Source organism: Actinopolyspora mortivallis (assembly GCF_003001495.1).
Lineage (GTDB): Bacteria > Actinomycetota > Actinomycetes > Mycobacteriales > Pseudonocardiaceae > Actinopolyspora > Actinopolyspora mortivallis_A.
In genome coordinates this window covers 1-20,068 of record NZ_PVSR01000035.1, presented here as the reverse complement: position 1 = coordinate 20,068, position 20,068 = coordinate 1, and the positions used below count along the sequence as shown (strand labels likewise).

The 20,068-nt window shown below is 70.2% G+C and carries 13 protein-coding genes; 5 read left to right on the top strand and 8 right to left on the bottom strand.

The genetic code is table 11. The features are described 5' to 3' along the window. Positions 1-27: 27 nt before the first annotated feature. Together CEP50_RS16030 and CEP50_RS16025 are read right to left on the bottom strand one after the other, a co-directional pair. Positions 28-6,480 (bottom strand): type I polyketide synthase, encoded by a 6,453-nt coding sequence (locus CEP50_RS16030; protein WP_106114759.1) that lies wholly within the window; start codon positions 6,478-6,480, stop codon positions 28-30. After that, the gene (locus CEP50_RS16025) at positions 6,473-8,236 is read right to left on the bottom strand and encodes a fatty acyl-AMP ligase (protein WP_106114758.1); all 1,764 of its coding nucleotides are present in this window, start codon (positions 8,234-8,236) and stop codon (positions 6,473-6,475) included. Before CEP50_RS16025 ends, CEP50_RS16030 begins: the two co-directional genes overlap by 8 nt. Before the next feature lie 344 nt (positions 8,237-8,580). Here CEP50_RS16025 and CEP50_RS16020 point away from each other — a divergent pair, with 344 nt between their 5' ends. Continuing rightward, a complete protein-coding gene (locus tag CEP50_RS16020) occupies positions 8,581-9,135 on the top strand; it encodes a GNAT family N-acetyltransferase (RefSeq protein ID WP_106114779.1) in 555 nt (184 codons plus the stop codon). An 82-nt stretch (positions 9,136-9,217) separates the two neighbouring features. Beyond that, positions 9,218-9,904 carry a class I SAM-dependent methyltransferase gene (locus tag CEP50_RS16015; protein ID WP_106114757.1) on the top strand — a complete coding sequence of 229 codons (687 nt, stop codon included), beginning with the start codon at positions 9,218-9,220 and terminating at the stop codon, positions 9,902-9,904. Here the strand turns inward: CEP50_RS16015 and CEP50_RS16010 are convergent. From CEP50_RS16010 to CEP50_RS15995, 4 genes are all read right to left on the bottom strand, one after another. After that, positions 9,869-10,957, bottom strand: a complete 1,089-nt coding sequence (locus CEP50_RS16010) for a prenyltransferase (protein WP_106114756.1) — start codon at positions 10,955-10,957, stop codon at positions 9,869-9,871. The genes CEP50_RS16015 and CEP50_RS16010 overlap by 36 nt on opposite strands. Then, on the bottom strand, positions 10,950-11,678 hold the full coding sequence (locus CEP50_RS16005; protein WP_106114755.1) for a class I SAM-dependent methyltransferase: 729 nt from the start codon (positions 11,676-11,678) through the stop codon (positions 10,950-10,952). The genes CEP50_RS16010 and CEP50_RS16005 overlap by 8 nt, the downstream gene beginning before the upstream one ends. A gap of 4 nt (positions 11,679-11,682) precedes the next feature. Continuing rightward, positions 11,683-12,921: a glycosyltransferase family 4 protein gene (locus CEP50_RS16000; protein WP_106114754.1), complete on the bottom strand. Its 1,239-nt coding sequence runs from the start codon at positions 12,919-12,921 to the stop codon at positions 11,683-11,685. Positions 12,922-13,183: 262 nt separating this feature from the next. Further along, a complete protein-coding gene (locus tag CEP50_RS15995) occupies positions 13,184-14,422 on the bottom strand; it encodes a GH25 family lysozyme (protein ID WP_258175320.1) in 1,239 nt (412 codons plus the stop codon). Between the two features lie 473 nt (positions 14,423-14,895). Between CEP50_RS15995 and CEP50_RS15990 the strand changes: the two genes are divergently transcribed. Beyond that, on the top strand, positions 14,896-15,288 hold the full coding sequence (locus tag CEP50_RS15990) for a DUF2237 family protein (RefSeq protein ID WP_019854534.1): 393 nt from the start codon (positions 14,896-14,898) through the stop codon (positions 15,286-15,288). 56 nt (positions 15,289-15,344) lie between these two features. Continuing rightward, positions 15,345-15,848: a SixA phosphatase family protein gene (locus CEP50_RS15985; protein ID WP_181188415.1), complete on the top strand. Its 504-nt coding sequence runs from the start codon at positions 15,345-15,347 to the stop codon at positions 15,846-15,848. A 272-nt stretch (positions 15,849-16,120) separates the two neighbouring features. Here CEP50_RS15985 and CEP50_RS15975 read toward each other — a convergent pair whose 3' ends face one another. Next, positions 16,121-17,116 carry a cellulose-binding protein gene (locus tag CEP50_RS15975; RefSeq protein WP_106114751.1) on the bottom strand — a complete coding sequence of 332 codons (996 nt, stop codon included), beginning with the start codon at positions 17,114-17,116 and terminating at the stop codon, positions 16,121-16,123. A gap of 262 nt (positions 17,117-17,378) precedes the next feature. Then, a complete protein-coding gene (locus CEP50_RS15970) occupies positions 17,379-17,987 on the bottom strand; it encodes a TetR/AcrR family transcriptional regulator (RefSeq protein WP_106114750.1) in 609 nt (202 codons plus the stop codon). A gap of 436 nt (positions 17,988-18,423) precedes the next feature. Here CEP50_RS15970 and CEP50_RS15965 point away from each other — a divergent pair, with 436 nt between their 5' ends. Continuing rightward, the gene (locus tag CEP50_RS15965) at positions 18,424-19,956 is read left to right on the top strand and encodes an aldehyde dehydrogenase family protein (protein ID WP_219905513.1); all 1,533 of its coding nucleotides are present in this window, start codon (positions 18,424-18,426) and stop codon (positions 19,954-19,956) included. The last annotated feature ends 112 nt before the right edge of the window (positions 19,957-20,068 follow it).

The following is a 20,068-nucleotide window of genomic DNA, read 5'->3' as shown; positions in this document are numbered from 1 at the left end:
GTCCCGGAACTCCTCATCCACCACGGATCACTCCCCTTCCGGACGGTCCCCGTCACGGAGCAGCCCACGCAGGTGCTCGGCGATGTGCTCCACATGCGGCGGGTCGATCATCGAGAGGTGGTCGCCGGGAACCCGCACGACCTCCAGATCACCCGCGAACTCGTCCCACCCCAGCGTCGTGTCCGTACGCAGGTAGCGTGGATCCAGCTTGGTGGTGGTGTGCTCGGCCCGCTCCGCCCGGTAGAGCACCACCGGCCCGTCGTAACGACCCGGGCGGTAGCGTTCGGCGATGCGGGCGTCCACATAGGAGGTGTACTGGTGCCGCAGCACTCCCCTCCCGATCCCGGCCTCGGACTCCGCGAGCGCGTGCATCACGCGTTCCAGCTGTTCGGTCTCGTCCAGCTCGGCCAGCTCCTCCCGCGAGACCGGCAGCGACACCCCGTAGGTGTGTTCCACGTGGTCGACGAAGCGCTCGAAACGCCGGGTGACCAGCTCGTCCCGTGACTGCTCGGAGTCCGACGGCAGGATCGTGTCCACGAGCACCACGAGTTCCACCCGGTCACCGGCCGCCGTCAGCCTGCGCGCGGTCTCGAAGGCCAGACAGCCGCCGAAGGACCACCCACCCAGCCGGTAGGGCCCCTGCGGTTGGATCTCCCGGATCAGGCCGACGTACTCCTCGGCCTTGTCCTCCACGGTGTCGAAACGGTCCAGTCGTTCCAGGCCGTAGCAGGGCTGGTCCGGCCCGAGCCGTTCCGTGAGCGGCAGGTAGACGCTGGTGGGACCACCCGCCGGGTGGAACAGGAACAACGGCGTGGCACCACCCTCGGCGCGCAACCACCGAACGGGTCCCCGGACGCCCTCGAAACGTTGTCGGACCAGGTCGGCCATCCGTTCCACGGTCGGGTGTTCGAACAGTCCGGCGACCTCCTCGCCGAGCCGCTCGGCGACCGCGGCGGAGACCGTCTCCGCGGCGGAGGTGTCCCCGCCGGAGGCGAAGAAGTCCCGGTCCACGCCGATCTCGTCGACGTCGAGCGCCTCACGCCACAACCGGGCGATCCAGCGTTCCGTGGCATCCCGGGGGCCGATCACACGATCGGCACCGCCGGTGTTCTCCTCCACGGTCCGCGCACCGAGCCGCTCCGCGATGTGCCGGGCGAGATCGGCGGTACTGGCTCCCCGCAGCAGCAGGGTGGCGGGGACGGTGACCCCGAACTCGTTCTCCACGGCGTTGCGTGCCCGCATCGCCATCAACGAGTCGAAACCCAGTCCGGTCAGGGCGGTGTCGACGTCGAGACTTCCCGGTTCGGTACCGGAGACCCTCCCCAACAGCTCGCCCAGGCGCGTGGTGATCCCGCGCAGCGCCTGGTCGGGGTCCAGCCCGCGCAGGCGGTCGAGGTCGACCCCCGTGTGCTCCTCCGTCGAGGTGTCGAGCACCTCGCGGAAGAAGGGGCGTCGTGTCGCCTCGGGGAAACGCTCGGCCACCCGTGTCGCGTTCAGCCACGCCACACCGACCACCTCGTCCTCGGCGCCGAGCGCGGCCTCGAAGGCACGGACACCGGTCTCGGGGGCCAGGGGTGGAAGTACGTCGGAGAACGTCGCGCTGGCCCCGCCGACCCGTCCCCACGGACCCCACTGCACGCTGATCGCGGGCAGCCCCTGGGCACGCCGCCACCGCACCAGATCGTCCAACGCCCCGTTGGCCGCCGCGTAGGCGGCCTGCCCCGGGGACCCCAGCAGGGCCGCCGCCGAGGAGAAAACCGCCCACCAGTCCGGCCGGAGTGTCCTCGTGGCCTCGTGCAGCCGCAGCGCACCGTCCACTTTGACGCGCCACACCCGTTCCAGGGTCCGCTCGTCCAGGTCGGTGTAGGCCACGTCCTCGACCACTCCTGCCGCGTGCAACACCCCGCACAGCTCCGTCCGCCCCTCCGTGGCGGCTGCGACCAGCCGCTCGGCCACTGCCGGGGCGGCTATGTCGCCGTTGACCACGACGACCTCGGCGCCACGTTCCCGCAGACGGTCCATGTCCTCCCGCAGCTCCGGTGTGGGGGCGCCACGTCCGTTGAGCACCACGCGCCGCGCCCCCCGACGGACCAGTTCGCGGGCGAAGGTGTAACCGAGTCCTCCCAGCCCCCCAGTGATCACGTACGCCCCGTCCCGCACCGGCAACCCCTCGGGGGTGGGCGTGCGGGTCTCGCGACACAGCCTGCCCACCCGACGCCGCTGTCCTTCCCAGCGGACGTCGTCCTCCGGAGTGTCCGCACACAGTTCCCGGGCCAGGGAAAGCGCCGGGGTCTCCCGCGCTTCGAGGAGCGAGACGTGTTCTCCCGGGTGTTCGAAGGCCAGCACACGCACCAACGAGCGCAGCGCCGAGTGGTACTCCCCCGAGCCGAGGATCCAGAGCCGGACAGTGACACCGAAGCGTTCCCGCAACGCGGCGACCACCCCCGCCAGGCGCGGCAACCACCGTCCGGACGCCCCGATGGGGGAGTCCGACTCGTCGCCGTCCACGGCGACGAGGACCCCGCGCGGGGGATGCCCGGTCGTCGCGGCGAGTTCGTCCAGCGCCTCGGAGGGCACCTCCTCCCGGAGAGGGCCGCGCACCGAGACCCGCTGCCCGAGTTCACGCAGCCGTTCGGCCAGCTCGTCCGGCGCTCCGAACAGCAGCCAGCTTCCCGCACGTTCCTGCGGTTCCGGCTGTGGTTGCTCTCTCCAGCGGTGCAGCAGGAAGGCCTCGGAGCATTCGCGCGACACCGGAGTCGCCGCCACCCCCCGCGCCCGAACCTGTCCGATCTCGGCCACGGGGTGGTCCCGGTCGTCGGTCACCAGCAGTGAACCCCGCACCTCCCCGCTTCCGTCCGGTTCCTCCAGCCTGGAGTGGCACCTGATCCGGCCCGGTAGGGCATCGCGAACCCGGACCTCGGAGAAACGAACCGGAACGCACAGCTCCGTCTCCGCCAGCGGGCTCTCCGGCCCGAGACCGGCGGCCACCAGCGTCTGCAGGCATCCGTCCAACAGCGCCGGATGTGCCCGGAATCCCGCCGCCGACCCCGCCTCCGAGGGCAACGCCAGCTCGGCCACGGCCCGTCCCCCGCCGGCACGAACCGACTCCACCGGGCGGAAGGCCGGACCGTACTCCTGCCCCAGGGACCGCAGTCCGGAGTACAACTGCACGGCCTGCTCAGGCGGTCTTTCACACGTCGTCAGCCGGAGTCGTCCGTCCCCCGCGGAGACCCTGGCGGTGGCGTGGCGGATCCATCCCTCCTCGTGGGAACCGGAGTGGATGTCCACGGTCACCTCCTCCGCGCCGGGGACGGCACGGGTGGTCACGGGAACCTCGGTGTCGAGCACGAGCAGCTCGTCCAGTTCCAGTTCCCGCAGCGTCAGCTCCTGCGGAGCACGACGCGCGGCCGCGGCTGCCGCGACCAGCACCATCTCCACACAGGCCGTGCCGGGCAGCACTCCGGTGTCGTGCACACGGTGGTCCCCCAGCCACGGCAGGAACCGCGTTCCCACGTCACCACGCCAGACGATCCCACCGTCCGGCAGCTCGGCCCGCCGCCCGAGCAGGGGGTGCTCCCCGGACTCCCGCCGTGCTCCCCGCGCCGGGAACCAGAAACTCTCGTGGTGCCACGCGGTGGGGGGAAGTGCCACGTCCCGGACACGTCGCCGTGTGGGACGCGTGTCGACGTGACCACCGACCAGCAGCCGTGCGAGGTTCTCCCGGAAAGCCGTCACCTCGTCGTCGCGGTGGCAGCTGAAGGCGACCACGGGGGAACTCACCCCCGTCTCGGTGAGCGTTTCCTCCACTCCGCCCGAGACGATCGGATGGGGAGCCACCTCCAGGAAGGTGTCGAAACCGTCGGCGGCCGCCGCCCGCACGGCACGGTCCAGCCGCACCGGGTTGCGCAGGTTGCGCGCCCAGTAGGAGGCGTCGAAGGAGACCGGGTGGCGGGGGTCCTCCTCCGCCGTGCTGTACACGGGCACGCGGGCGGGAGACGGGGCCAGGTCTGCCAGCTCGGTGCGCAGCGGTTCCAGCAACGGATCGACCGCGCGGGTGTGCCCTGCCCCGGAGACGTCCAGTACCGTGGCCATCCGGTTCCGTCGCTGGAAGTGTTTCACGATCAGTTCGATCTCGTCCTCGGGTCCGGCGACGGTGCACCGGCGCGGGGAGGTGTGCACGGCCGCGGCCACGCCGGGAAACCATTCGGACAGGCTCTCGACCTCGGAGGGGGAGGCCTCCAGCACCGCCATCGCCCCGCCACCGACCGACTCCGTCTCCGCCAGGAGCCTGGTGCGGGTTTCCATGACCCGCAGTCCCGTCCGGTACCCCAACGCACCCGCCACCACAGCGGCGGAGACCTCGCCCATCGAGTGCCCGATGACGGCGGCCGGTTCCACACCGCGCCGACGCCACAGTTCCGCCAGGGCGACCTGGGTTCCGAACAGGGCCAACTGGACGTGGCGGAGCCCTTCCGGAACGCTTCCCTCGGAGAGCATCTCGTACAGCGAGAACCCCGCCGTTCTCCGGAAGTCCGCGTCGCGGTCGCCGAGAGACTCGGCGAGCTCCGGTTCCCGCCGCAACAGCTGTCGGCACATTCCCGGCCACTGCGAACCGTAACCGGAGAACACCCACACCGGCCCCCGCTCGGCCGCATCGGCCCGTCCGCGGATCACGGTCGCCGTGTCACGTCCCTCGGCCAGCGAACGCAGCCGCCGGACCAGTTCCCGCCGGTCGTCGGTGACCGCGGCGGCACGTTCCGCGTGGTGCTGGCGGTCGTGCAGCAGGGCCCCGGCCAGTTCCCCCGGCGGTGTCGCCTCGCCCGGGCCGTCGAGCCAGGTGGCCGTCCGTTCCGCCGTGGCCCGCAGTCTCCGTTCGTCGCTGCCGGTGAGCACGAAAACGTGGGGGGAGTCGTCCGAGTCCCCGCCCGTGGCGGGGAAGGGCCAGGACTCCAGTACCACGTGGGCGTTGGTGCCGCCGAAACCGAACCCGGAGACCCCGGCTCGTTTCGTCCCCGAGTAGTGCGGCCAGTCCCGGCGGTTCCGCACCACGTCGAGACGGTCCCGCTCGAACGGGATGTGCGGGTTGGGATCCCGGTGGTTCGGTGTGGCAGGCAGCGTCCCGTGCCGCATGGCGAGCACCACTTTGAGGACTCCGGCCACACCGGCCGCGGCCTCCAGATGACCGAGGTTGGCCTTGACGGATCCGAGCAGCACCGGCCGTGTCTCGTCCCGCCCCCGTCCGAGCACCTCGCCCAGTGCCCGGGCCTCGATGGGGTCCCCCAACAGCGTCCCCGTCCCGTGGGCCTCCACGTAGTCCACCACGGCGGGGTCGAGCTCGGCGGCCCTGTAGGCCCCGCGCAGCAGTTCGGCCTGCGCGGCCGGGTTGGGAGCCATCAGGCCGTTCGAACGTCCGTCCGAGTTCACCGCCGAGCCCCGGACGACCGCGTGGATCACGTCGCCGTCCCTGCGGGCGTGGGAAAGCAGTTTGAGCACCAGCACACCGCAGCCCTCGCCGCGTACGATCCCGTCGGCGGCGGCGTCGAACGGTTTGCAACGCCCGTCCGGGGCCAACGCTTCGGCCCGGTGGAAACTGGCCGTCACCGAGGGGGAGAGCAGCAGGTTCACCCCGCCGGCCAGAGCGGTGACGCTCTCGCCCGCGCGCAGGCTGGCACACGCCTGGTGCAGCGCCACCAGCGAGGAGGAGCAGGCGGTGTCCACGGTCATGCTCGGTCCCCGCAGGTCGAGCAGGTAGGACAGCCGGTTCGCGATCACGCTCATGGCGGCCCCGGTTCCGGTCCAGGCGTCGACGGCGTCGACGTTGCCGGCGGTGAGCTGCGCGTACTCCGTGGCCGCCGCTCCGACGAACACCCCGGTGGCCGAGCCGCGCAGCCTCTCGGGGGCACTGCCCGCGTGTTCGAGTGCCTCCCAGGCCACCTCCAGCAGCAGGCGCTGCTGCGGATCGGTCACCTCGGCCTCGCGCGGTGACACGCCGAAGAACCCCGCGTCGAAACCGGACACGTCCGCGAAGTAGCCACCCGCCCGGGGAAGTCCCTCCAGGGGCTCCTCCCGTCCCGCGGTGAAGGACTCCCACCTCCCCTCGGGCACGGTGCCGATCGTGTCGGCACCTCGCGTGAGCAACCGCCAGAACTCCTCGGGGCCGTTCACCCCGGGAAAGCGACAGCCCATTCCGACCACCGCCACCGGTTCCCCCGGTTCCGGTGCGGTGGTCTCCCCGTCCGGCGCGGAGGCTCCGGCCAGGGCCTCGCTCAGCCGTTCCACCGTCGGGTGCTCCCAGAGCAGGGTGGACGGCAGCGCTCTGCTCACCAGGCTCTCCAGTTCCCCGGACAGGGCCACCACGTCCCGGGAGGAGAGCCCGAACTCGTCGAAGGGGCGTCGTGTGTCCACATCGGCGGGGCTCTGACCGGTGTGCTCGGCGATCCGGTGTGTCAGCCACTCCCGGATCTCGGAGTGATCAGCCATGTACGTCCTCGGATCCCAACTCGTCGTCCAGGTAGCGCCTCTTGCACAGCTGCCGGGCGACCTTGCCGCTGGAGGTCCGCGGCACGGTGTCCGGTTCGAGCAGCAGCACCTCGTGCACCGTGATCCCGTGCTCGGCGGCCACCTCCTTGCGCACCGCCGCCGCGGTCTCCTCCGGATTCCGCAGGTGCGGCGGAGAGGAACGCGCGTACTCGGCGGCCACCACCAGCCGTTCGGTTCCGTCCACGGTCACCGGGAACGCGGCGGTGTGGTGTTTGCGCAGCTGCTCGTGCCGCTCGACGGTTTCCTCGACGTCCTGGGGGTAGTGGTTGCGACCGTCCAGCACGATCAGGTCCTTGATCCGACCGGTCACGTAGAGTTCGCCCTCGTGGAGGACTCCGAGGTCACCGGTGCGCAGCCACCCGTTGCCCGGTAGTTCCCCCGGTTCGACCAGGTGGGCGTCGAACACGCTCGCGGACTCGGCCGGGTCGTGTTTCCAGTAGCCGCGCCCGGTGTTGGGGCCGTTGACCCAGATCTCTCCGACGGTCCCTTCCGGCAACGGACGGTGCGTGTCCGGGTCGACGACGGCCACCCGTTGCCCGATGGGGCTGCCGCAGGAGACCAGTTCGCTGTACTCCTCTCCCGTCTCGGCCACCCGCGCGAGACCCTCCCCCAAGGCGACGCGATCGAAACGAACGGTCCTCGGTTGTCGGTGCGCCCGGCTGGTCGAGACGAACACGGTCGCCTCGGCCAGGCCGAAGGAACAGCGGTGGCTCTCGGGGGGCAGTCCGCAGGGGGCGAACACGCGGTTGAACCGTTCCATCGTGGCTGGTCGCACCGGTTCACTGCCGTTGATCACCGAGCGGACCCCGTCCAGACTGAGCCACGCCCTGTCCTTCTCGGACACCTTCGCGGCGCAGTAGTCGAAAGCGAAGTTGGGGGCCGCGGTCACGGACGGGGAGTTCACCGACAGGTGCCACAGCCAACGCACCGGTCGCCGCAGGAAGGCGGCCGGATCCATCAGCACCGTGTGGATCCCCCCCACCAGCGGGGCGGCCACCGACAGCACCAACCCCATGTCGTGGTACAGGGGCAACCAGCTCACCGTGCTCGCGCCCGGGTCCTCGCCCACATAGGCCTCCAGGGCCTGCGCGGCGTTGGAGAGCACGTTGGCGTGGGTGATCTCCACGCCGGTGGGGGTTCGTGTCGATCCGGAGGTGTACTGCAGGTAGGCCACCTCACCGGGATCGGTCTCCGGGCGCCGGTACTGGCCGTCCGCCCGCTCGGCGACCACGTCGACGGCCACGCGTTCGAGGTCGGGGAATCCGCACTCCCGCAGCGTCCGTCCGAGTTGCTCGTCCTCGTCCTCCACGGTGAGCACGCAGGAGGGTTCGCAGTCCGCGAGCACGGAGGCGATCCTGCCGGGCCTTCCCTCCGGGCCCGGAGGGAACAGGGGGACGGCTATCAGGCCCGCGTGGATCGCCCCCAGGAAACCGACCACGTACTCGATCCCCTGAGGGGCCATGACCGCCGCTCGCTGTCCTCGACGGAAACCACCCCGGAGTCGTGCGGCCACGGCGCACACCCGGTCGTGCAGTTCCGAGTACGTCAACGAGCGCGTGATCCCGTCGGGACTCGCCGCGTAGTCCACGAACGTGATCGCGGTGGCGTTTCCGCGTGTCGTCGCGAAACGGGTCAGGCAGTCGGTCAGGGCGACCTCGTTTCGCCGATACACGGGGACCGCGACAGTTGATTCCATACAACCTTCCCGCCTCAGCGGCAAAAACACTCGTCCGAAAGGGAAAAAATTGTCGAACAAGTCCGTCCGAACAGCGGCACGAAGATTTCACGGTGCCCGAAACCCTGTCAACACCGATCGATTCGAAAAAACGAAGAAAGCGCCACGAACGCATTGTGGTGCGCCACGGAAAAACAATTCTTGTCACCACGATGACAATCACCTCCCACGGGGAGGTCGTCGTGTCGCCCCCTCCTTCCGGGAGCGAACCCGACGGTGCGTGGCTCCGGAGGCACCACCCGGGGACCTCCGACGGAACCCGGAACACCCGGCCCGGAGCCTTCCCCTCGGGTACCGTGTCCGACATGGCGCCCCTGTCGCTGCGTACCGAACGACTGCTGATACGCGACTGGACCGCCGAGGACGCCGAGGCGGCCTTCCGGATCTACGGGAACCCCGAGGTCGCCGTGTGGCTCGCCCCGGTCATGCAGCGGGTCGGCGACCCGAACGCGATGCGTTCCGTGCTGGACGCCTGGATCGAGGCCGCCCCCAACCTCGCCCCTCCCACGGGGAGGTGGGCGATGGTCCGTCGCGCGGACGACGAACTCGTCGGTGGCCTGGGACTGCGACTGCTGCCTCCCTACGAGGAGGACATAGAGATCAGGTGGCAGGTGCGCCAGGACCAGTGGGGCAGGGGCTACGCCACCGAGGGAGCCCGCGCCCTGATCGGCTGGGCCTTCTCCCAGGACGTCGACGAGATCTTCGCCGTGGCCCGCTCCTCGAACTCCCGGGCCGTGGCCACCGCCCGCAGGCTCGGCATGGAGTGGGTGGGGGAGACCACCAAGTACTACGGCCTGCTGTTGCAGGTCTTCCGCATCCGCAGGGCCGACTTCGACGGCCCCGTCCCGCCGTCCTCGTGACCCGACCGGCGAGCACACCGCCGGCCCCGCGCCCGGATCGACTAGGATTCCCGCTGTCGCCGTCTCCCACGAAAGGATCCGGGTGAACCGAGTCCCTCCGTCCTCCGAAACGACCCCCACCGGCGAACGGATCCCTCCGGAACTGCTCGCGGTGGCCCGCTCCGCCACCGGCTTCATGCCCGAGGAGGAGGGCGAAGCCCTGTTCGAGGCGGCCGTGCGCCACCTCGGCGACGGCGTGGCGGTGGAGATCGGCACCTACTGCGGCAAGTCCGCCGTCTACCTCGGCGCGGCCGCCCGCGTCACCGGGGGGCTGGTGGTCACCGTGGACCATCACCGCGGTTCCGAGGAACACCAGCGGGGCTGGGAGTACCACGACCCCGATCTGGTGGATCCGCACAGCGGACGCCTGGACACCCTGGGGCGTTTCCGACGCACCCTCACCGAGGCCGGTCTGGAGGACCGTGTGATGGCCGTGGTGGGGGACTCGGTCACGGCCGCCTCGGTCTGGAACACCCCGGTCTCGGTGTTGTTCGTCGACGGCGGGCACACCGAGACCGCGGCACAGAACGACTACACGAACTGGGCCCCCTGGATACGACCGGGGGGAGCTCTCGTGATCCACGACGTCTTCCCCGACCCCGCCGACGGGGGACGCCCGCCGTTCCACGTGTACCGCAGAGCACTCGACAGCGGACGGTTCCGGGAGGTCTCGGCGACCGGCTCGCTGCGGGTGCTACGACGCGTCGGCGGCCAGGTCGGCTCCCTGTAGACACCCGCACGGCCCGTCCTGCCACGACGGTGCCCCCGGAAGCCTCTCGGCACGGAAGATTCCGTTCGCCGGGGTGGTCCCGGAGAGGGCGTCCGCAGCCAGCACCATCGCCGCCGAGGTCCAGGTGGTGTGCTCCACCGGCCAGTTCCTCCCGTCGGTGTAGACCAGACCCGTCCAGTAGGAACCGTCGTTCTCCCGCAGGTGCTGGACGGCGGCGAACAGCTCCAGCGCCGCGCTCCGCCATCCCACGGCGTCCAGGCTCAGCACCAGCTCGCAGGTCTCCGCTCCCGTCACCCACGGGTGGTCCGCGACGCACCGGACACCCAGGCCGTCGACCACGAACTCCTCCCAGCGTCGTCGCAGCCGCTCCCCCGCGGGCCCGCCGCGCACCGCCCCGCCGAGAACCGGGTAGTACCAGTCCATGGAGTAGCGTTCCCTGGACGCGAACGCCTCGGGGTGTTCACGGAGCGCGTGCCCCAGTCGTCCCAGCGCCGCATCCCAGTCGGGGCGGGACTCGCCCAGCCACCCGGCCAGGGCCAAAGCGCAACGCAGGCTGTGGTGGATGCTGGAGCAGCCGGTCAACAGCGCTTCCGGCAGACACCGCCCCCGGGTGTCGAGCGCCCAGGGAATCTCCCCCCGGGGATGCTGGGCGGCCAGGACGAAGTCGATCCCGTCCCGTACGGTCGGCCACATCCGTTCCGCGAACCCACGGTTCCCCGTGATCGACAGGTGGTGCCACACACCCACGGCGAGATAGGCACAGAAGTTGGTGTCCGATCCGGGGTCCTCGACCGCTCCCCTCCGGATCCGGAGCGGCCACGACCCGTCGGAGCGCTGGGTGCGCGCCGACCACTCGTAGGCGTGCTCCGCCTCGGCGTAGCGTCCGCCCACGGACAGGGCCATGGCCGACTCCACGTGGTCCCAGGGATCCACGTGTCCGCCTGGGTACCAGGGAATGGCTCCGGAACTCTCCTGTGCGGCCGCGATGGAGTCGACGGTGGCCGCCGCGGCACCCGCCGACAACACCCCGTCGACGGCCGGCAGCTCAGGCAACCGCCACCCCCGCGGGCTTGTACAGGTACGTGACCAGGCTCTTGCCCAGCACGGGGTTCAGCGCACGTTCCAGGGAGCGGGTCACCCACGGTGCGCGCAGCATGTCCCACACCAGCATCCGGTGGTACAGCCCGGTCAGTGGATGCTCCGTGCGGTTCACCCCGACCGCGCACTTCAGCCACCAGTACGGGGAGTGCAGGGCGTGCGCGTGGTGGTGGTGCACCGGACGCAGTCCCGCGGCCCGCAGTCTGTCGAGCAGCTCCCTCCTGCGGTAGATCCGCACGTGCCCGCCCTCGACGTTGTGATAGGCCTCCGACAACGCCCAGCACACCCGTTCGGGAAAGTAACTGGGAACGGTCACCGAGACCCGGCCGCCGGGTTTGAGCACCCGCACCAGCTCACGCATGGCCCTGTCGTCGGCGGGGATGTGCTCGAGTATCTCCGAAGCGATCACGTGGTCGAAGGACTCCGCGGGGAAGGGCAGTTCGAGCGCGTCACCGCGGACGGTGGTGGCCTCGGCTCCGGCGGGAACCTCCCCCTGCTGTTCCATGGCGGCGAACATCGCGGCCACGTCGTCCAGCTCCGCCGCGTCGTGGTCGAAGGCGACCACACGCAGCCCCCTGCGGTAGAGCTCGAAGGCGTGGCGGCCCGCGCCGCACCCCAGGTCCAGCACCCGCTGGCCCGGCAGCACCCCGAGCTTGTCGAAATCCACCGTCAGCAACGCCTCACTGCCCTTTCCTGCTCGACTCGATCGCCTCGGCGTAGCACTCCGCCGTGGCCGCGGCCACCGAGGCCCAGCTGTAACGCTCCAGCACCCGTTCCCGCCCCGCCGCGCCCAGGGCGCCCCTTCTCGCGGGGTCGTCGAACAACGCTCCGAGCCTTCCGGCCAGCGCCTGGGCGTCCGCGGGCGGAACGAGTTCGGCGGTGGTCCCGTCGGTGCCGACCACCTCGGGAATGGCTCCGGCCCTGCTGGCCACCAGGGGGGTGCCGCAGGCCATGGCTTCCACCGTCGGCAGCGAGAACCCCTCGTAGAGGGAGGGAACGCAGGCGATCTCGGCGGAGCCGAACAACTCGGCGAGCCCTTCGTCGCTGAGACCGTGGACCGTGTGGACGATGTCGCCGATCCCCAGCTCGTCGATCAACCTCTCGGTGGCGCCCCCCTTGACCGGCTTCGCCACCAGCACCAGCTCCACCGAACGTTCGGTGCGCAGCTTGGCCACCGCTTCGAGCAGGGTGTCGATCCCCTTCATCGGTGTGTCGGCGCTGGCCATGGCCACGATCCGTCCCGGGGTGCGCGGACGTTCCGGAGGACGGAACACCTCGGGATCCACTCCGAGCGGGACCACGCGCAGGTTCCCACGGGGAACTCCGAACTCGGAGACGATGTCCTCGGCCGAGGAACGGGAGACGGTCAGCACGCGCGGAACGCGGGGGGCCACCCGTCGCTGCATCCGCAGGAAGCCGTACCAGCGGCGCACTCCCAGTCTGCGCCAGCCGGTGGCCGCGTCCAGCTCGACCCGGCGGTCGTGGGTGATCGGGTGGTGCACGGTGGCGACCAGCGGTATGCCGGCACGCCGCAGCATGAGCAGGCCGTATCCCAGTGACTGGTTGTCGTGCACCACGTCGAACTCGTGGGCCCGGGCACGCAGTATCCGCGCCGCGCGCAGACTGAAGGTCAACGGCTCGGGGAACCCAGCCGTCCACATGATGCCGAGTTCGGCCAGATCCAGCGGTCCGCGTATCTCCCGTGGGCTGGGTGTGCGGAACGGGTCGGATTCGCGGTACAGGTCGAGGCTGGGCACCCTGGTCAGCCCCACCCCGTCGTCCAGTTCCGGGTACGGCTGCCCGGAGAAGACCTCCACCCGGTGTCCCAGTTCGGCCAGTCCCCTGCTGAGGTGGCGCACGTAGATCCCCTGCCCGCCGCTGTGCGGCTTGCTTCTGTAGGACAGCAGAGCGATTCGCACGACTCACCTCACGACCGGAACGTCACGAAGCCGAGGTTCGAACACTGGTTTCGGCTCCGACACCGGACTAAGCCTACCCGGTGGTAACTCGCCCCGATCACCCTCCTGGAGGGAACTCCGCATCCGATCCCCCTGTGCACTCTCCGAATCCGGAGGCCACACCGAGGTCCGCCCGGCTTCTCCGCGCGCGGGCTCCGAACGAGAAAACGGGGGCGTCCCCGAGAGGGGAGGACGCCCCCGTTGCCGGGTCACGCGCACCGCGTCACCGGGCGAGTCGGAGCAGGTCGGCACCGCTGCCCTGGAACCTGTTCATGTCCACGGGACCGCTGATACCGGGCACTCTGCCCTTCTCGGTGTACTGCCAGAACGAGTAGTTGTTCCATCCTCCGGGCACGCTCGGCTGGGAGACCCCGTAGGAGGCCAACCACAGCGGGTGCTGGGCGAAGGCCTGCGACCCGCCCATGCAGGTGCTCCAGAAGGAGGGGCTGGCGTAGATGATGCCCCGCTGGCCGCTGCGCTCCTGCACCCGGTCCAGGAACTTCTGGGTCCAGGTGTGCATCTGGGCGGTGGTCTTTCCGTAGCACCCGCCGGTACTCGGCGAGACCTCCAGGTCGAGAACCGGAGGCAGCGTGCGTCCGTCCCCGGTCGGCCCCATGGTGTCCATCAGCCGGTCGGCCTGGGCCACGGCGGATCCGGTGGGCCTGCCGAAGTGGTAGGCACCGGTGAGCAGTCCCGCCTGCTTGGCGCCGTGGAACTGCTCCGAGAACATCGGGTTGGTGAAGGTCCCACCGTCGGTGGCCAGCACGAAGGCGTACTTCTGCCCTGATCCGGCCACGGCGTTCCAGTCGATGGAGCCGTTGTGGTTGGACACGTCGATCCCGCTGGCGTTCGGTCCGACCGCGGCAGCGGCCTCGGGCGAGATGCGCTTGCCCGCCGGGGCGGACTTCTGCTCGCCGGATCCGGCCCGTTCCTTCGCTCCGCCGTCGTTGTTCGGGGCGGTCAGCACACCGGGGTCACCCGCCTCCGTGTGCTGCTGGGTCGGCAGATCCACCGTGTGCGCGGCCGGGGTGGTTCGTTCGGAGGTGTCCGGACCGACCGTGCCCACGAGTACCGCCAGCACACCGACGGCGGCGACGGCGGCGGTCAGCTGCACCGAGCGTGTGCGCGGCGACACCCGGGAGCGACTCGTGGTCGCGGCCAGTTTGGCGCGGGCGGTGGAGAGGTGGGGGCCCACCTTCGCGCCCACGCGGCGCGCGGCCGGTTCCACTCTCCGTCGCGCCCGCTCGACGAGGGGAGCACACCGTTGCCGCAGGCGCTCGACCAGCGGACTCAAGCGCAGCCACAGCCGACGGGCCCACGGTGCGAGCCGGTCCCGGATCCGCTCGACGCCGGCGACCAGACGTTCGTGGCCCCGACGCAGCCGTGGGGCGCTCCACCGCGCCACACGTTCGGCCAGTGCCGTCAACACCGCCAGCGAGTGCCGCAACCACCGCACGAACATCCGGGCTCCGGTCCGGACCCGGTGCACGAGCTGCTCGACACGGTCCGCGGCAGGCTGTCGGGAACTCGTCTCGTTCGGGGCGTTCGGGGTGCGCCCCGGGGACGTCCGCCGTCCGGCGGCGTCCGCCGACTCCGTGGAGTCGACCGTTTCTCGTGGTTCTTCTTCGGGGTTACTTTGGCCGGGGGTTCTCACAGGTCCCCAGACTCCCAGCACTCACCGTGCACGTAACCGCCGGAAAACACGTAGGCGACTACCTAGATTGCCCCCCTCGGGCCACCCGGAAGAAGCAATTCAACACCGTGCGTGTTTTCGATGTCTTCTTCGGCGTCCTCCTCCGCGGACGCACCGGTCCCGGCGGGAGACCGAATCAGGTGCCGGGCAGCCCGGACGGACCGGCGGACCGTTCCGGAGGAGCTCCCAGACACCGCGTCCTCTCCCATGATCCCGCACGGTACAACTGCCATGCTGGGAGCATGTCCGACGAACGCAACGTACTCGGCGAACCCCTCGAACAGTGTGGCACCGATCCGCTGACCGGCTTCTACCGCGACGGTTGCTGCACCACGGGCCCGGAGGACCTCGGCAACCACTCGGTCTGCGCGGTGGTGACCCGTGAGTTCCTCGAACAGCAACGCGAGGCGGGCAACGACCTGACCACCGCTTTGCCGCAGTTCGGTTTCTCCGGTCTACAGGCGGGAGACCGCTGGTGTGTCTGCGCCACACGGTGGTTGGAGGCGGAACGGGCCGGGGTCGCCCCTCCGGTCGTGCTGGCGGCCACCCACGAACGGGCCGTGGAGGTGATACCGCTGGAGACGCTGCGTCGCCATGCTGTCGACGTTCCCTCCGACCCCAGCGCGCTGACCTGACCTCCCACCGAGTCACGGGCCCGGCATCCGGATCCGGGGAAGGAGCGGAAGACCCCATGTCCACCACGGCGCGGCACCGAGTGATCGTGCTCCGACACGCGAAATCGGAGCGGAACCACCCGGTCGACGACCACGAACGACCGTTGGCCGAACGAGGACGGCGTGAGGCCCCGCTGGCGGGCCGCTGGCTGCGCGAGCATGGGCACAGGGTCGACCTGCTCCGGTGCTCCACGGCTCTGCGGGCACGTCAGACCTGCGAAGCAGTGCTCGCGGAGCTGGAAACGGCCCCCGAGCTCGTGTCCGACCCACGGCTGTACGGGGCTGACGCGGCCACCCTGCTGGAGGTGATCCACGGTCTGCCCGAGGACACCCACACGGCGCTGCTGATCGCCCACAATCCCGGGCTCTCGGAGCTGGTGGGAGCGCTCTCCGGGCAGGAGGTGGAGCTGAAGACCTCGGCGATGGCGGTACTGGAGCAGGAAACCCCCTGGTCCGGAACCGCTCCCGGCCACTCCGTCCTCGTCGAGACGGTCACGCCGCGACCGCCCACGGCACCGTGAGGTCCCGGTCCCGCGAACCGTTCCGCCCGGCCGGAGATCCCGCACCGGTCGGCTCCCGGGCCCGGGAGCCGACCGGATCCGGCATCCACCACGGAACCTCCACGACCGCCCGGTCCGGGAACTCCGCGTTCCGGAAACCCTCGTGACCGGACGACCCCGGACATTCCGAATCGTGCCCGGTTCCCGCTCGGGCCCGCCGAACGAGTACCGCGCGCGGCGAATGCCGTTTCGAGGAGGCCTTCGTCACCGTCCCGGCGACGGGACGCCCCGCCTCAGTTCTCCGTGGCGCTGGCCGGCGTTCCGGAGAGCACGCCGTTGCCGTTCTCCTCCTCCGCTTCCGGAGGCTCACGCAGCGCACGTTGTCTCGGGACCTCCACCTGCCCGGTCGAGGGGTGCGACTCGCCGTCCGAGACGGAGTCCACCCACACGTAGGAGTCGGCCTGACTCGACTCCGTGCCGGTCACCGACGCGCTGAGGAAGGGCTCCGCCTCGTTGAGCAACTGCTGTCCGGCACGCACCTGCTCGGCGATCTCGCGACGCAGCTCGCGCATCGCCTCGACCTGCTCGTTGGCCCGCTGGGTACGCCGCTCGGCCTCCGCGGCGGCCTCACTGATACGTCGTTGCGCCTCCTGTCTGCTGGCCCGGTCGCGTTCGGCGAGCTCGCGCATCGCCTCCTCCCGGCGCGCGGCCATGGAGAGCTCGAAGTCCCGCTCGATCTCGTTACGCCGCTGTTCGGCCTCCCGGTCCAGTCTGCGGCGGTGCTGTTCCGCCTCCTCGGCCATCCGCTCGATCTCGCGGCTGGTCTGCTCCAGGGCCTCCTGACGCTGCTGCTGCGCCTGTCGGCGCCAGTCGTCGGCCTCGGCCACCAGCCGTTCGTATCTCTCACGCAGCTCGGAGGCGGCCTGTTCCGAACGGGACCACTCGTGCTCGGCGGTCGCACGCGCGGAGGAGACGATCTCCGCCGCCTCGTCGTTGGCGAGCTGGACCATCCGCCGTAACCGGTCGGACAGCGCCGACTCGTCGATGGGGGTCCGGCAGACGTCGTCCAGCCGCTTACGCAGCGACTCGATCTCCTCCCGGGCCTGCTCCAGCTGTGCGTTGAGCTCGGACACCTGACTGAGCGCCGAATCCCGGTCCTCGGTCAGCATCCGCACTTCGGCCTCGGTCTGTTGAATGTAGAACTGCACCTGGGAACGCCGGAATCCTCGCCAGACGACGTCGAAATCCGACTTGAGCGGCACCAGTTCCCGGTTCTCGTTGTGGCCCACGGTCTCACCCCATCCCTGATAAACAGCGGTTGTTCGGTTGGAGCGAGCCACGCCCCCGACGCGGCATGTTCCGTTGTACACCCGAAAGGCACTCCACAACGTGCTCCGGTCAGCTGAACCGGTGGGGCCACGTCGTGTCGAGCACAGGCGTCAGCGGATCGCTCCCGCCATTGTCCACACGCGTGAGCGAACGAATCAACGGCAGGGGCCAAAAACCGAGTAACCGTCCGGTGTAGCCGGGGTCAACCTTCGTCGAGGTTGTTCAGTGGACCGCGTGCGAGCCCAGAGCACGACGAAAAATGGTCTCGATCTCGTTTCGGTCCGGAAGCGGTTCACGAACGATTCCCTGCCACAACAGGCCGCAGAAGACCGCCGCCAACATCTTTCCCGACACCTCGTCGGTGTAGGAGGTGAACAGGTCCCGCAGGGCGGCGTCCCACTCCGTACTGGCCGCACGCAGAGCCGGACGGTGCAACGCCGCGACGTACAGTTCGTGTTCGACCACGGTGCGGCGCCGCTCCGGGCCGAGGTAGCGCAGTACCAGATCGGTCAGCACGGAGGCCAGGTCGCCGCCGGCGTCCATCTCACCCGCGTACTCCCGCAGTTCGGCCACGTTGTCCTGGGCAGCCTGCCGCAGCGCCACCGCGAGCAGGTCGTCCAGGGTGGCGAAGTGGTACGTGGTCGATCCGAGCGGAACCCCCGCCGCAGCGGCCACGGCGCGGTGCGTGAGCTTCTCGATCCCGCGCTCGGCGACGACGGTGATGGCGGCACGGGCGATCCGCTCACGGCGCCCGGGATCCTTGCGCGAACCGCTCTGTCCACGACCCGTCCGGCCCGTGGTTCGAGACTGTTCGGACTCCGTCGTCGTCATCGCCTGCCGTACACCTCCCGGCGGTGCGCGCCTTCCGTGTTCCGTTCCCGGAGAGCCGTTCGCCCCCGGACCGGGACACGGTGCCACGAAACCACCCGAGGACGATGCGACCCACATCACCCGAAAAGAGTCATCGCTGGTCAGAAGGCCAAGATTGATCGCTTTCACGGGCGTGCGGACGGTTTCATGTACATATGTACACAAAACCTGCTAGAGTCGCCCCCGCAGCGGTCGTCGACTCCGCCCCGTTCGACCCCACACGCGGCGGTGACGGGACGACGGCCGGGCCGGACACCGGGTCGAGCCCCGAACTCCGAGTTCGAATCACCCGAACGGCCGACGAACGACGCGGACGAGGCGGGCTCGCGCCTCGCCAGGGACGAGTTCCCCACAGCGATAGTGCCCAGTAGCCGAAAGCACCGACAGGAATTCCACTATGTCGCAGACCGACGGTCCAGCGAACGACACGACCTCCCGATCGGAGGTGGTCGGGCAGGCGCAGACCCTCTACATCAACGGTGAGTGGCGGGCAGCGGCGGCGGGAAACACCCGTGACATCCACTGTCCCGCGGACGGATCCCTGGTCGCCCGGGTCTCCGAGGGTGACCGTTCCGACGCCGAACGGGCCATCGCGGCCGCGCGGGCGGCCTTCGACGAGGGAAGCTGGGCGAACACCTCCGCGTGGGAGCGCGGGGACCTGCTGCTGCGCGTGAGCGACATCCTCGTCCGGGACCGGGAGGAGTTCGCCAGGGCGGAGTCGCTGGACACCGGCAAACGCGTGGTGGAGAGCGGCTACGACATGGACGACATCGCGGCCTGCTTCCGCTACTACGGCAAGATCGCGGGCACCGATCCCGGGCACGTGGTGGACACCGGTTCGACCGAGGCCATCAGCAGGGTGCGTTACGAACCCGTGGGGGTCTGCGGACTGATCACGCCCTGGAACTTCCCGCTGCTACAGGTGGCCTGGAAGGTCGCTCCCGCCCTGGCCGCGGGCAACACCTTCGTGCTCAAACCGAGCGAACTCACCCCGAGCACGGCGGTGCTGCTCATGCGCGCACTGCACGAGGCGGGGCTGCCCGCCGGGGTCGGCAACCTGGTGCTGGGTCGGGGTGACGAGGTCGGGGCCCCGCTGTCCGAACACCCCGACATCGACCTGGTCTCGTTCACCGGCGGGCTGCACACTGGGCGCGCCATCGCCGCCTCGGCGGCCACCACCGTCAAACGGGTCGCCCTCGAACTCGGGGGGAAGAACCCGAACGTGGTCTTCGCCGACGCGGACTTCGAAACCGCCGTCGACTACGCGCTGACGGCCATCTTCCTGCACTCCGGTCAGGTCTGCTCCGCCGGAGCTCGACTGATCGTGCAGGACGAGATCCACGACGCACTCGTGGACGAGATCGTCCGCCGGGCGGAGACCATCAGGCTCGGCGGCCCCTTCGACGAGGACGCCGAGACCGGCCCGCTGATCTCCGCCGAGCACCGCGCCAAGGTCGAGGACTACGTGAAACGCTCGATCGAGGAAGGCGCCGTGCTGCGCACCGGGGGACGCCGTCCGGAGGGCGAGAGGTACGCCTCCGGCTACTTCTACCTTCCCACCGTGCTCGACGAAGTGCGCCAGGGCTCGCAGGCCGTGACCGAGGAGTCCTTCGGACCGGTGCTGACCGTCGAACGCTTCACCGACGAGGACGACGCCGTTCGCATCGCCAACGACACGCACTACGGCCTGGCCGGGGCCGTGTTCACCTCGGACGTGAGCAAGGCGCAGCGGGTCGCCAACCGGATGCGCCACGGCACCGTGTGGATCAACGACTTCCACCCGTACCTGCCCCAGGCCGAGTGGGGCGGTTTCAAGCAGTCCGGCATCGGCCGCGAACTCGGCGGCGGCGGTCTCCGCGAGTACCAGGAGGCCAAGCACGTCTACCAGAACCTGCGTCCGGAGCCACAGCGCTGGTTCTCCGGCGAGTGAGTCCGGTTCCCCTCCCCGGTTCTCCCCACCCGGAACGCCCGGGTGGACGGGGCCGGGTCGAACGAGGGCCGCACCGGCACGGAACCGGACGGCCTGCTCCCGACCCCCGACG

Excerpts from the sequence above, each read along its gene's own strand:
- CEP50_RS16030 (WP_106114759.1), bottom strand. The coding sequence starts at position 6,480 with ATGGCTGATCACTCCGAGATCCGGGAGTGGCTGACACACCGGATCGCC.
- CEP50_RS16025 (WP_106114758.1), bottom strand. The coding sequence starts at position 8,236 with ATGGAATCAACTGTCGCGGTCCCCGTGTATCGGCGAAACGAGGTCGCC.
- CEP50_RS16020 (WP_106114779.1), top strand. The coding sequence starts at position 8,581 with ATGGCGCCCCTGTCGCTGCGTACCGAACGACTGCTGATACGCGACTGG.
- CEP50_RS15995 (WP_258175320.1), bottom strand. The coding sequence starts at position 14,422 with ATGTTCGTGCGGTGGTTGCGGCACTCGCTGGCGGTGTTGACGGCACTG.
- CEP50_RS15990 (WP_019854534.1), top strand. The coding sequence starts at position 14,896 with ATGTCCGACGAACGCAACGTACTCGGCGAACCCCTCGAACAGTGTGGC.
- CEP50_RS15985 (WP_181188415.1), top strand. The coding sequence starts at position 15,345 with ATGTCCACCACGGCGCGGCACCGAGTGATCGTGCTCCGACACGCGAAA.
- CEP50_RS15970 (WP_106114750.1), bottom strand. The coding sequence starts at position 17,987 with ATGACGACGACGGAGTCCGAACAGTCTCGAACCACGGGCCGGACGGGT.
- CEP50_RS15965 (WP_219905513.1), top strand. The coding sequence starts at position 18,424 with ATGTCGCAGACCGACGGTCCAGCGAACGACACGACCTCCCGATCGGAG.